Below are 13,153 nucleotides of genomic sequence, written 5' to 3'. Positions count from 1 at the left end.
CTATGGCTTATACCATTGAAGAAGAACAAGAACTGAATGAACTGAAAACGTGGTGGAAAGAAAATGGCAAATTAGTTGTCGCGATTTTCGTGCTAACCCTTGCAGGCGTTTTTGGTTGGCGTTATTGGCAATCTCATCAAATTGCGCAAAATCAACAACGTTCAGCACAATATGAACAGCTTGTGAGCCAATTTCAGGCGGATAAAGCAAACGTGGGAAGTGTAGAACAATTCGCACAAAGCAATGATAAAACCGCTTATGCTGTGTTTGCCTTATTAGATGCTGCAAGTATTTCTGTGCAAAAACAAGAGTTTGCTCAAGCAGAAAATCTACTTAAACAAGCCTTAACTAATGCAGATGATGATATTTTGCGCTCAGTAAGTGCGTTACGTTTAGCGGAAGTACAGTTCCAACAGCAGCAATTTGATAATGCTTTGGCTTCTTTACAACAAGTAAAAGGTGAGGCGTGGAATAGTGCCTCGCTGTTATTAAAAGGCGATATTCAACTGGCCAAAGGGGATAAAGAAAGTGCCAAAGCCAGTTTTGAGCAAGGGCTAAAAACAGCAAGTCCGATTGAGGCTGATCTAATTCAAGTGCGGTTAAATAATTTATAATTTTTTTAAAGGCTTGCAAGTGCAAGCCTTGTTTATAACTAAATTTGGTCAGCTATGAATAGTGTATGTAGTCAAAGCAGCGGAATAGCGAAAATATTCTCTATATCTCTCGTGATATAACAGATAAGTCCCGTTATTGTTAGGCTGTTAGTATTTAAGCTATTCTTTAGCTGTATGTAATGCTCTATAGAATTATGTGGAAATTGAAAATCCACATGTGTTACATGTGGATTGTTGGCTTTATACCATAGACAAAAGGAAAGAAAGCAGCAATACAAGTTTAATTGCTTTGCGTCTATTCTTCCATATATCCCAGACTGCGCAAGGCGCGTTCGTCATCTGCCCAGCCTGATTTCACTTTCACCCAAAGCTCCAAATGAACTTTGTTGTCAAATAAGCGTTCCATATCAGCGCGTGCTTCTGTACCGATCACTTTGATTTTTTGTCCTTTATTGCCGATAACCATTTTTTTCTGGCCATCGCGTTCAACCAAAATTAGCGCGTTGATTTCATAAGTACCGCGTTCGTTCGTTTTGAACTGTTCGATTTCAACAGTTACGGAATAAGGCAGCTCTTCGCCCATAAAACGCATTAATTTTTCCCGAATGATTTCAGATGCCATAAAGTGCTGTGAACGGTCGGTAACGTAATCTTCAGGGAAATGATGTACGCCCTCACGCAAGGATTCACACACGATTTTTTCCAGTTCTTGCACGTTGTTGCCACGTTGTGCCGAGATTGGAATAATGGCTTTAAAATCAAATTTTTGGCTGATTTCGGTGATAAATGGCAGTAAATCCTCTTTATCTTTGATATTGTCGATTTTATTTATCGCCAACACCACAGGTGCTTTAGCACGGCGCAGTTTATTTAGCACCATTTCATCATCGGCATTCCAATGCATGCTGTCCACCACGAAAATAATTAAATCCACATCGCCAATGGCACTACTTGCTGCGCGGTTCATTAAGCGGTTAATGGCGCGTTTTTCTTCAATATGCAGCCCTGGGGTGTCCACATAAATGGCTTGATAAGGGCCGTCTGTTTGAATGCCTAAAATGCGGTGGCGAGTCGTTTGTGCTTTTCTTGATGTAATGGAAATTTTTTGCCCTAAGATTTTGTTTAATAAGGTAGATTTCCCCACATTTGGACGCCCTACGATAGCAATAAATCCGCAGTAGGTTGGCTGTTCTTGGTGATGTTCTGTTGTTTGTGTCATTTTATATCCAATATTTTTAAGATTTGTTCTGCGGCGGCTTGTTCCGCTTTACGGCGGCTTGAACCTACGCCAATAAAAGTGCGGTCAATTTTTTTGATTTTTTCCACACGACATTCTACGGTAAAGGTTTGGTTATGCGCTTCCCCTTTAATATCAATTACTTTGTAGCTCGGCAAAGGGAAATGGGACGCTTGCAAATATTCCTGTAAGCGAGTTTTGGGGTCTTTTTGGTTTTCCCCTGGTTTGATATTTTTTAGCAGATCTTGATACCATTTTCGCGTAACTTGCGTACTCGTTGGCAGATCTTGATCAAGCGAAATTGCCCCAATAATGGCTTCCACGCAATCAGCTAAAATAGATTCACGGCGAAAACCACCGCTCTTTAATTCGCCCGGCCCAAGCAGCATATATTCGCCTAGCTCAAATTCTCGCGCCAGTTGGGCAAGGGTGGGTTCGCGCACAAGGGTGGCTCGCATACGGCTGAGCTCCCCCTCGTTGCATTTTGGAAATTGCTGATACAAAGCATCTGCAATGGTGTAGTTTAAAATCGCATCGCCTAAAAATTCCAAGCGTTCATTGTGATTTTTCGCCGCACTTCGGTGCGTCAGTGCTTGCTTAAGCCAATTAATATCTTGGAATTGATAGCCAATTTTACGCTGTAAGCGTTCTAAGTTTTTTGTCATTATTCTGATTATTCGATTTTATTCAATTTTGCTAAACATTCTTTCAAAACGCAGACCTATTGGCCATTCGCCTTGTTTTTTATCCAGGCTTAGCCAAATATATTTTGCTTTGCCGACAATATTTTTCTCTGGCACAAAGCCCCAAAAACGGCTGTCTGCACTGTGATTGCGGTTATCCCCCATCACAAAATATTCCCCTTCTGGCACAACCCATTCGGTGATGTAATTTTGCTGGTTGCGATAACCTTGATACAAGTAAGTGGCATTCGGCGGTTGTGGATCCCAATGAATTTGGTGGGTTACATCGCCTGTTTCGGTTACTTTTAACGGGTGAACATTGCTATATACCGGCTTACCTTGGCGATCTTGCCCGATGATAATATTAAAATCCGCATCAGGCTGCGGTTCGCTATAAGTAAACGCTTTAGTTACGCAATTTTCCGTACATTCTTTGCCGTCTTTACCATAAGTAATCGTAATATGGCGATCCGCTTCGTTATATTCAATGCGATCCCCTGGAATGCCGATAATGCGTTTAATGTAATCCACATTTGGCTCTGGTGGCGCTTTAAATACGATAATATCGCCACGCTGTGGCTTGCCTGTTTCGATCAAGGTATTTTGAAAAACGGGATCTTTAATGCCGTAAGCATATTTTTCCACCAGTAAGAAATCGCCTACACGCAAAGTGGGTTCCATTGAGCCAGATGGAATCTGGAATGGCTCAAATAAGAAAGAACGCAAAATCAAAACAAAGGCAAGCACAGGAAAAAGTGAAGCTAAAAACTCACCGCTCTCTGAAATCGGTTCGATTTTCGCTTTTTCTTCTTCGCTTAACGATTTTCCGCTACGCTGTTCAACGCGCTGAATTTGGCGATCACGTCTAGGCTGCACTGCAAAACGATAATAAGCCCAAAGCGCGCCACAAAGTGCGGTTAATAAAATCAATAAAATGGTGAAGGTATTTGGCAAGCCTAAATGCTCCAACCATTTCCATATTCCATAGCCTGCGGCAATTAATAGAATAAAAAATATGTTTGATTTTGACATTCTCTTTCCTTGTTAATCTTTGCCAACGTGTAAAATGGCTAAAAACGCTTCTTGTGGCACTTCAACGTTACCCAAAGACTTCATTCGTTTTTTACCTTCTTTTTGTTTTTGTAACAGTTTTTTCTTACGGCTTACGTCCCCACCATAACATTTAGCGAGTACGTTTTTACGCAACTGTTTCACAGTTGAACGTGCGATAATGTGGTTACCAATGGCCGCTTGGATCGCAATATCAAATTGCTGACGTGGAATCAGCTCACGCATTTTTTCCACCAATTCACGGCCACGATAAGGGGCGTTATCTTTGTGGACAATCAACGCCAGCGCATCAACACGTTCACCGTTGATCATAATATCCACGCGCACCATATCGGAGGCTTGGAAACGTTTGAAACCATAATCCAATGAAGCATAACCGCGCGAAGTGGATTTTAAGCGATCGAAGAAATCCAGCACCACTTCACCCATTGGAATTTCATAAGTCAGCGCGACTTGGTTGCCGTGATATACCATATTGGTCTGCACGCCACGTTTTTCAACGCACAGGGTGATCACGTTACCCAAATAAGTTTGTGGCAACAGCATATTACATTCCGCAATTGGCTCACGAATTTCGCTAATATTATTCAGCGGTGGCAATTTTGACGGGCTATCCACATAGATCACTTCACCGTTCGTTTGCAACACTTCATAAACTACGGTTGGCGCGGTGGTGATTAAATCAAGATTATATTCACGCTCTAAACGCTCTTGAATAATCTCCATATGCAATAAGCCTAAGAAGCCGCAACGGAAACCAAAACCAAGTGCGGTGGAATTTTCTGGCTCATAGAATAACGACGCATCGTTTAGGCTTAATTTACCTAGCGCATCGCGGAAAGCTTCATAATCGTCTGAACTAATCGGGAATAAACCTGCATAAACCTGCGGTTTTACTTTCTTAAAACCTGGTAACGCGGTGCTTGCAGGATTATTGTGTAGGGTTAAGGTATCCCCTACTGGCGCGCCTAAAATATCTTTAATGGCACACACAACCCAGCCCACTTCGCCGCAGTTTAACACTTGGGTATCCACTTGTTTCGGGGTGAAAATCCCTAAGCGATCCACGTTGTAAGATTGCCCTGTGGACATCACTTTGATTTTATCGCCTTTGCGTAACGTACCGTTTTTAATACGCACGAGAGAAACCACGCCAAGATAGTTATCGAACCAAGAGTCAATAATCAAGGCTTGCAATGGGGCATCAGGATCGCCCTCAGGTGCGGGGATTTTTTTCACAATTTCTTCTAGCACATCTTCAATGCCCTGCCCTGTTTTAGCAGAACAACGCACGGCGTCCATCGCATCAATGCCCACAATGTCTTCAATCTCTTCCGCCACACGTTCTGGCTCAGCAGCAGGCAAGTCGATTTTGTTTAACACAGGCACCACTTCTAAATCCATTTCAATGGCGGTATAGCAATTTGCCAAGGTTTGCGCTTCAACGCCCTGCCCTGCATCTACCACAAGCAATGCCCCCTCACAAGCAGCAAGGGAACGTGAAACTTCATAAGAAAAATCCACGTGTCCTGGGGTGTCGATAAAATTCAGCTGATAGGTTTCGCCGTCTTTCGCTTTATAATTGAGCGTTACGCTTTGCGCTTTAATGGTGATCCCACGCTCACGCTCTAAATCCATTGAATCTAATACTTGTTCCGCCATTTCACGGTCGGACAGCCCACCACAGGTTTGAATTAAACGATCGGAAAGAGTTGATTTCCCGTGGTCAATATGCGCAATGATTGAAAAGTTACGAATGTTCTTCATATTTTATAAATAAACTAAACTCTAAAATTTGACTGGGCGATTGTACCTGAATATGCGTTGCTATGCTATATGAAAGGGAAAGTATTTCTGCGTTTGGAAGATTGAGTGAAGAAAACATTAATACTTTTGAGCGTTTGAATTTATTTTTTTGTTTGAAATAAAAAAAGCAAGAAATTACAAGAACTTTTATCATTCTTACCGCTCTAACAAGCACAAACTTTTTTCTTTTTTAGGAATATTATGAACTGCCTTAAAAAACGACTTGGTGCATTTTCCCCTATTTTTATTTTTTTCTGTATTAATCTCATTATTTTATCTATTAGCCGATTGTTACTTGGCATTTGGCAGGCCGATCGCATTTCTGCCGTTGATGGCTGGCTTCCTCTATTCTTACAAGGCATCAGGATTGATATAGCAAGTCTATGTTGGTTATTCGCCTTGCCCATTTTGCTCACTTGCTTTCTGGCAGGTAATGGCTCAATTGGACGGCTGGTAAATGGCTTTGTACGCGTATGGCTCGTGTTAAGTGGTGTGTTTATTATTTTTATGGAAATTGCCACACCTGCTTTTATCGAAACCTATGATTTCCGTCCAAACCGTTTGTTTGTGGAATATTTAGTCAATCCAAAAGAAGTGTTTACTATGCTCGCAAACGGCCATATTCTGGCGTTAATTTTAACTCCAATTTTGACCGCACTTTTTGCTTATGGCTTCTGGCGACTGTCTGCTAATTTATGGAAAAATGTGTCTTATCCAAAATGGTATTGGCGACCTGTGGTGTTCTTACTTGTCGGCGCACTTACCTTTATCGGCGCGAGATCAAGTTTTCAGCATCGCGGTATTAACCCAGCAATGGTGGCATTTTCTTCTGATCCCTTAGTGAATTCTTTAGTATTAAATTCTAGCTATTCCGTAATGTTTGCCATTCAGCAAATGAAAGACGAAGATCGCTCTTCTGAAATTTACGGCAAAATGCCACTAGACGAAGTGGTGGCAACCCTTAAACAGGTAAGAGGGCGACCTGCCAGTGATTATATTTCTGACAGCTTGCCAACAATGACAAAAAACGTGGCGAGCTATCAAGGCAAGCCAAAAAATTTAGTGATTATTTTGGAAGAAAGCCTTGGTGCGCAATTCGTCCAAACCCTAGGTGGCAAGCCCCTTTCTCCGCATTTTGATGAATTGGCAAAAGAAGGCTGGTTGTTTGAGAATCTTTATGCCACAGGTACACGTTCTGTGCGCGGTATTGAAGCGGTAACCGCTGGATTTACCCCAACGCCAGCCCGTTCGGTGGTGAAATTATCCGGTTCGCAAAATAATTTCTTCACCATTGCGGATTTCTTAAAACAGCAAGGCTATCAAACTTCGTTTATCTATGGCGGAGAAAAGCACTTCGACAATATGGCGAGTTTTTTCTATGGCAATGGTTTTGAAACCATTATTGATGAAAAAGATTATAAAAATCCACGCTTTACCGCCACTTGGGGTGTGAGCGATGAGGATCTTTTCGCCAAAGCCAATGAACAATTTAGCCAATGGCAAACAAGTGGAAAACCATTTTTTAGTCTGGTGTTTACTTCTAGCAATCACGATCCTTTCGAGTTTCCTGATGGCAAAATTGAACTTTATGAACAGCCTAAGCAAACCCGTAACAATGCCGCGAAATACGCCGATTATGCCTTGGGGGATTTTTTCCAATTAGCGAAAAAATCCAATTATTGGCAAGACACCGTGTTTTTAGTGATTGCCGATCACGATTCGCGCGTGAATGGCAGCACCTTAGTGCCTATCAAACATTTCCATATTCCAGCCCTGATTTTAGGGGAAGGCATTGCACCACGCCGTGATAACCGTTTAGTGAGCCAAATTGATATGCCGACCACCTTGCTTTCGTTGATTGGGGCGAGTGGCAATTATCCAATGCTCGGTTATGATTTAACCCAGCCGCAAGATCCGAATCGTGCGCTAATGCAATTCGACCGCACAATGGCTTATCGCAAAGGGGACGATGTTGCGATTTTACAGCAAAATCAACCTGTACAAGGCTTCCGTTATGATGCGCAAGTAGGAAAGCTCATTCCAGCTGAAATTCCCGAAGCAATGAAAAAAGAAGCCTTAGCTTATGCCTTGTGGGGCAGCTATGCTTATAAGCAAAAGCTGTATCGCACGATGCCAGCTACAAAATCGAAATAAAACAAAGTGCGGTACTTTTTGACGGAATTTTTTCTTTCAATATAAGAAAATCTTCCCTGCCCCTTGCTCAGTGGTTAAGTTTTGATATGATAGCCCGACTATTTTTTCATAAACCAAGAAGATAAGAGATAACAAAATGGCCGATGATAGCCAAAATACTGGCTTAGAAACAGCAAACAAAAAGAGCTTTTTACATTCTCTTTTTGGGCGATTTTTCCAAGGTGAGCTGAAAAATCGTGAGGAATTGGTGGAGGTGATCCGTGATTCCGAACAGAATGAATTAATCGATCAAGATACCCGTGAGATGATTGAAGGGGTAATGGAAATCGCTGAATTGCGCGTGCGTGATATTATGATCCCGCGCTCGCAAATTGTATTTATTGAAACAGATCAGGATCTGGATTCTTGCTTGGAAACCATTATTGAAAGCGCTCACTCACGTTTTCCTGTGATCACGGACGAAAAAGACAACATCGCCGGGATTTTACACGCCAAAGAATTGCTCAAATTTTTACGTTCTAATGCAGAAGAATTTGATTTACTTTCCCTGCTTCGCCCTGTGGTGATCGTGCCAGAAAGTAAGCGGGTGGACAGAATGTTAAAAGATTTCCGCTCTGAACGTTTTCATATGGCGATTGTGGTGGACGAATTTGGCGCAGTATCGGGCTTGGTAACCATTGAAGATATTTTGGAACAAATCGTTGGCGACATTGAAGATGAATTTGATGAAGAAGACGTGGCGGATATTCGTCAGCTTTCGCGTCATACTTACGCAGTGCGCGCATTAACAGATATTGAAGACTTCAACCAGCAATTCCATACCCATTTCGCCGATGAAGAAGTGGATACCGTGGGCGGTGTAGTAATGCAAGCCTTTGGTCATTTGCCGAAGCGAGGCGAAGAAATCACCCTTGAAAACCTGCATTTCAAAGTTACTTCCGCAGACAGTCGCCGCATTATTCAGTTGCGCGTTACCGTGCCTGATGAATGTTTGGAAGAAATGGAAACTCACGAAGAAAATAACGATAGCACTCAATGAAATCAGCATTAATTTATCTCATTGCTTTATTGTCAGGGGGATTAGGCGTTTTTGCCTTTTCTCCTTTTGATTTTTGGGGCGCGGCCTATGTTTCCCTATTGGGATTATTATGGGTGGCAAAAACAGTGAAAAAAAGCACCGCACTTTGTGGCGCATTTTTATGGGGCTTGAGCTTTTTTACTTTTGGGGTGAATTGGCTACACGTTAGTATTCACCAATTTGGTGGTTCACCTTTGTGGCTCAGCTATATTTTGGTGGTGTTGCTAGCGGCTTACCTTGCCCTGTTTCCAACGTTGTTTGCTTATTTAATTCAACGCTTTAAGGTGAATAATCTGGCACTTTATCCCGTGCTTTGGACATTCACCGAATTTTTACGCGGTTGGTTATTTACTGGCTTTCCGTGGTTGCAATTTGGCTACACACAAATCGACAGCCCATTTTCAGGGCTTGCGCCCATCTTTGGTGTGCAAGGGCTAACTTTCTTTGTAATGTGGGTAAGTGCGGTGCTTTTTTCGCTGATTTCTCACCTATTACAAAAAGATAAGAAATGGTTGGTGATCACTTCACAATCGGCGTTGTGTTTAATTGTAAGCGGTTTAGCGAGCTGGTCATCGTGCGCCAATTATACGCAAGAAAAGCCAGAAAAAGCCCTAACCATCACCCTTGTGCAAGGCAACATTGAACAAAATTTGAAGTGGGAACCTCATTATCTTGATCAAACCTTAGGGATCTATGGGCGTCTTATCGCTCAGCATTTAGGTAAAACTGATCTTATTATTTTGCCAGAAGCCGCATTGCCGACTTTAGAGAATGATATTCAGCGATTTTTACTTTCCTTGCAGCAAGCAACCAAAGATACTGGGACGCAAGTGATGATTGGCACAATTTATCAAGACTGGCAAAAAGGGAAATTATTCAATTCCATCATAAACTTAGGCGATCCTGATTTACCTTATAGCGAGCAAACTAGCAACCGCTATAACAAACATCATCTTGTGCCATTTGGTGAATATGTACCGTTGGAAAGTTTGCTGCGTCCACTAGGCTCGGTGTTTAATTTACCGATGTCAGCGTTCCAATCAGGGGAAGAAATTCAGCAACCATTTTTAGCCAAACAGCGTAAATTTACACCTGCAATTTGTTATGAAATTATTTTCGGTGCGCAAGTGCAGAAAAATCTGCACGCAGAAACGGATTTCTTACTGACCATTTCCAATGATGCGTGGTTCGGCAATAGCACCGGCCCTTGGCAGCATTTGCAAATGGCAAGAATGCGTGCGTTAGAATTAGGCAAGCCTGAAATTCGCGCCACTAACACAGGAATCACTGCCTTTATTGATGCCAAAGGTCAGGTGATCGCCCAAGCACCACAGTTCGTGGAAACCACCTTAACCCAGCGTATTGCACCAACCGTAGGCAAAACCCCTTATGCACAATTAGGTGATATTCCATTGTATTTATTATGCTTTTTGCTAGTAATATTGCGAGGTGTGAATCTCTTGTTGTGGCGAATGATGCGTAAAAGAGCGGTGTAAATTTTGCAAATTTTTTCTTTCGTAGAAGCAAGCGTGCAAATGAATTAATGCTTGCTTTCTAAACGAAAAAGCGTATTATAGCCGTCTAGACGCAAAAACATCTAAACAAATTTATTTAAGACTAAAGGAAAGCTATGTCATCTTATTTATTTACTTCTGAATCTGTGTCAGAAGGACACCCAGATAAAATTGCCGATCAGATCTCTGATGCGGTATTAGACGAAATTTTAAAACAAGATCCGAAAGCCCGTGTGGCCTGTGAAACCTATGTAAAAACAGGTATGGCCCTTGTGGGCGGCGAAATCACCACATCAGCTTGGGTGGATATTGAAAATCTTACCCGCCAAGTAATTTGTGATATTGGTTATAAACATTCTGATATGGGCTTTGATGGCCATTCTTGTGCGGTGCTAAACGCCATTGGCAAACAATCTTCCGATATTAATCAAGGTGTGGATCGTGAAAGTCCGTTAGATCAAGGGGCGGGCGACCAAGGCATTATGTTTGGTTATGCCACCAATGAAACCGAAGTGTTAATGCCTGCGGCGATTACCTATGCACACCGCTTAATGGAACGCCAAGCGCAAGTGCGTAAAGACGGCACTTTGCCTTGGTTGCGTCCAGATGCGAAAAGCCAAGTTACACTAAAATATGAAAACGACAAAATTGTTGGCATTGATGCAGTAGTGCTTTCTACCCAACACGCGGAAGAAATCAGCCAAAATGCCTTGCACGAAGCGGTAATGGAAGAAATCATCAAGCCTGTGCTGCCAAGTGAATGGCTCGGCAAATACACCAAATATTTTATTAATCCAACAGGCCGTTTTGTGATTGGTGGCCCAATGGGGGATTGCGGTTTAACAGGACGTAAAATTATCGTGGATACTTACGGCGGTGCAGCGCGCCACGGTGGTGGTGCATTCTCAGGTAAAGATCCATCAAAAGTAGATCGCTCAGCTGCTTATGCGGCACGCTATGTAGCGAAAAACATTGTTGCCGCAGGCTTAGCGGATCGTTGTGAAATTCAGCTTTCTTATGCTATCGGCGTTGCAGAGCCTACATCTATTATGGTGGAAACCTTTGGCACGGGCAAAGTGAGCAATGAGTTGTTGGTGAATTTAGTGCGTGAATTTTTTGATTTACGCCCTTACGGCTTGATCAAAATGCTTGATCTTATTCAGCCAATCTACCGCCAAACCGCCGCTTACGGCCACTTTGGACGCGAACAATTCCCTTGGGAAAAAACCGACCGCGCCGCAGAATTAAGAGCAGCAGCTGGGGTGAAATAAACTAAGTGAGTTTGAAAAAAGCGCTATTGCAATATGTTGTAATGGCGTTTTTCATTTGCTTAGACAGGTAATAGCATAGTTGAAAAATTGTTGTTAAAAAGTGGCTGAAAGCCTTATAGTACAAGATATTAAGCAAATTGATCAAGTTCAAGCATTTAGATGGTGGTTCAGGATATAAATGCACGTACTACCATTGAAAGTTATTATCCCTATAACATCGTTATGTTTGAGGGCTTATGCAAATCTGAAATGCTATCAAAATTATCTTTTTACTTATGAAAAGCAGGGATTTAGGCTCTGAAAAAACAACTAATCGTTTAAAAAATGACCCTTTTTTCTACTGTGCAAATTTTTGTGATTTTTATAGCAGTAGGGTAGCCCCCCATTTAATAATATCAAAGAAGAATTTATTATCATTAGTGGCAACGCCGTTGCTTGCTTTGCTGTCTTCTTTGCTAACCTCTGCCATACCACTTTTATATTGCCCTTTCACCACGGCTAAATCATCGCGAGCTTTAAGGCGTAGCACATTACATTCAGCCTGAGTTAAAGGTTCAAATTCGGTTTGTTTGAATTTTTTGAATTGGTATTGTGCATATCCCATTGATTTTTCATCATCTTGAATGATTTTGAGGTACTCTTCACCGATAATGTTTTCTAATGGATAGAAGAACACATATTGCGCGTGGATATAAGCATCTTCTTTACTAAAATGCGCTTGCTGAATGCGAGTTAAATTGGGGTAAATACATTGTTCCGCTTGGCGACTTGCTGAAACCCAACGCTGTGCATCTTTATCGGATAACACATAATCTGCCCCAGCAAATTGAGCTGGAATAGGTGTTGTAGCACTATGCCAACTGCACGCCGCAACTAAACTCATAAAAAAAGTGAGAACGAATTTTTTCATTGTTAGCCTGCCAAGCGCTGTCTAGCAATTTCAAATAAACACACGCCCGTCGCAACCGACACATTCAGGGAAGAAACCGATCCCGCCATTGGAATACTCACCAACTGATCGCAAGTTTCGCGGGTTAAGCGGCGCATTCCGTCCCCTTCTGCACCCATTACTAACGCAAGCGCCCCCGTTAATTTGCTTTGGTATAAGGTTTCCGTTGCTTCCCCTGCGGTGCCAACCACCCACATATTATAATGCTGTTGTAACTCTCTTAGGGTGCGGGCTAAATTGGTTACACGAATCAATGGCACCACTTCTGCCGCCCCACAAGCCACTTTGCGTGCGGTGGCATTGAGCTGTGCTGATTTATCTTTTGGCACGATCACTGCACACACGCCTGCTGCATCAGCAGTACGCAAACAGGCTCCCAGATTATGCGGATCGGTTACGCCATCTAGCACCAATACAAGGGGATTTTGCTGATCGCGTAAAATACGATCCAGATCATTTTCATTTAATTCTTTGGCAGGTTGCACGCGGGCGATGATCCCTTGATGTACTTCGCCGTTGGCTTTTTTATCCAGCGTTTCGCGGTTAAGGAATTGCACGGAAATGCCAAGCTGATAAAGCGTATTGAGAACAGGCTGTAAGCGTTTATCCTCACGTCCTTTTAGCACATAAACTTCAATTAATCGTTCAGGTGCATTTGCCAAAAACGCACTAACCGCGTGGATTCCATAAATATTTTCAGACATTGTTATCCTTTAACATTGATACATAAAATTAGGCGGAATTATACGCTTGTTTGCCGTCCTTCCGCCAGTTTT

11 protein-coding genes are annotated in these 13,153 nt (G+C 42.3%); 5 read left to right on the top strand and 6 right to left on the bottom strand.

Going from position 1 to position 13,153, the window contains the following annotated elements:
• Positions 1–2 precede the first annotated feature (2 nt).
• Entirely contained in the window at positions 3–614 is a 612-nt protein-coding gene (locus ACNAV8_RS04925; protein WP_103854975.1) for a YfgM family protein, read from the top strand.
• A 295-nt stretch (positions 615–909) separates the two neighbouring features.
• Here ACNAV8_RS04925 and era read toward each other — a convergent pair whose 3' ends face one another.
• The 4 genes from era to lepA are packed head-to-tail and all read right to left on the bottom strand — an operon-like array spanning position 910 to position 5,372.
• Positions 910–1,833: a GTPase Era gene (era, locus tag ACNAV8_RS04920; protein WP_415777309.1), complete on the bottom strand. Its 924-nt coding sequence runs from the start codon at positions 1,831–1,833 to the stop codon at positions 910–912.
• A complete protein-coding gene (rnc, locus tag ACNAV8_RS04915; protein WP_103854020.1) occupies positions 1,830–2,516 on the bottom strand; it encodes a ribonuclease III in 687 nt (228 codons plus the stop codon). The genes era and rnc overlap by 4 nt, the downstream gene beginning before the upstream one ends.
• Positions 2,517–2,534: 18 nt before the next feature.
• Positions 2,535–3,566, bottom strand: coding sequence for a signal peptidase I (gene lepB / locus ACNAV8_RS04910; RefSeq protein ID WP_415777308.1), 1,032 nt, complete (start codon positions 3,564–3,566; stop codon positions 2,535–2,537).
• Between the two features lie 12 nt (positions 3,567–3,578).
• Positions 3,579–5,372 (bottom strand): translation elongation factor 4, encoded by a 1,794-nt coding sequence (lepA, locus tag ACNAV8_RS04905; protein WP_103854974.1) that lies wholly within the window; start codon positions 5,370–5,372, stop codon positions 3,579–3,581.
• A gap of 240 nt (positions 5,373–5,612) precedes the next feature.
• Here lepA and ACNAV8_RS04900 point away from each other — a divergent pair, with 240 nt between their 5' ends.
• The 4 genes from ACNAV8_RS04900 to metK all read left to right on the top strand — a co-directional run bounded on the left by ACNAV8_RS04900 (position 5,613) and on the right by metK (position 11,428).
• Complete coding sequence (locus tag ACNAV8_RS04900; RefSeq protein WP_415777307.1) at positions 5,613–7,565, top strand: LTA synthase family protein; 1,953 nt, start codon at positions 5,613–5,615, stop codon at positions 7,563–7,565.
• Positions 7,566–7,701: 136 nt separating this feature from the next.
• Positions 7,702–8,604, top strand: a complete 903-nt coding sequence (gene corC, locus ACNAV8_RS04895) for a CNNM family magnesium/cobalt transport protein CorC (RefSeq protein WP_103854024.1) — start codon at positions 7,702–7,704, stop codon at positions 8,602–8,604.
• The gene (gene lnt / locus ACNAV8_RS04890) at positions 8,601–10,139 is read left to right on the top strand and encodes an apolipoprotein N-acyltransferase (RefSeq protein WP_103854025.1); all 1,539 of its coding nucleotides are present in this window, start codon (positions 8,601–8,603) and stop codon (positions 10,137–10,139) included. The genes corC and lnt overlap by 4 nt, the downstream gene beginning before the upstream one ends.
• Positions 10,140–10,273: 134 nt before the next feature.
• The gene (gene metK, locus ACNAV8_RS04885; RefSeq protein WP_103854026.1) at positions 10,274–11,428 is read left to right on the top strand and encodes a methionine adenosyltransferase; all 1,155 of its coding nucleotides are present in this window, start codon (positions 10,274–10,276) and stop codon (positions 11,426–11,428) included.
• A gap of 361 nt (positions 11,429–11,789) precedes the next feature.
• Here metK and ACNAV8_RS04880 read toward each other — a convergent pair whose 3' ends face one another.
• Positions 11,790–12,338, bottom strand: a complete 549-nt coding sequence (locus ACNAV8_RS04880) for a DUF5358 domain-containing protein (RefSeq protein WP_103854027.1) — start codon at positions 12,336–12,338, stop codon at positions 11,790–11,792.
• A gap of 2 nt (positions 12,339–12,340) precedes the next feature.
• Complete coding sequence (gene rlmB / locus ACNAV8_RS04875; protein ID WP_103854028.1) at positions 12,341–13,081, bottom strand: 23S rRNA (guanosine(2251)-2'-O)-methyltransferase RlmB; 741 nt, start codon at positions 13,079–13,081, stop codon at positions 12,341–12,343.
• Positions 13,082–13,153: the final 72 nt, after the last annotated feature.

This window comes from Avibacterium endocarditidis (assembly GCF_965138825.1).
GTDB lineage: Bacteria > Pseudomonadota > Gammaproteobacteria > Enterobacterales > Pasteurellaceae > Avibacterium > Avibacterium endocarditidis.
The sequence above is the reverse complement of the archived record's forward strand: the minus strand, read 5'-3'. Positions and strand labels throughout refer to the sequence as shown.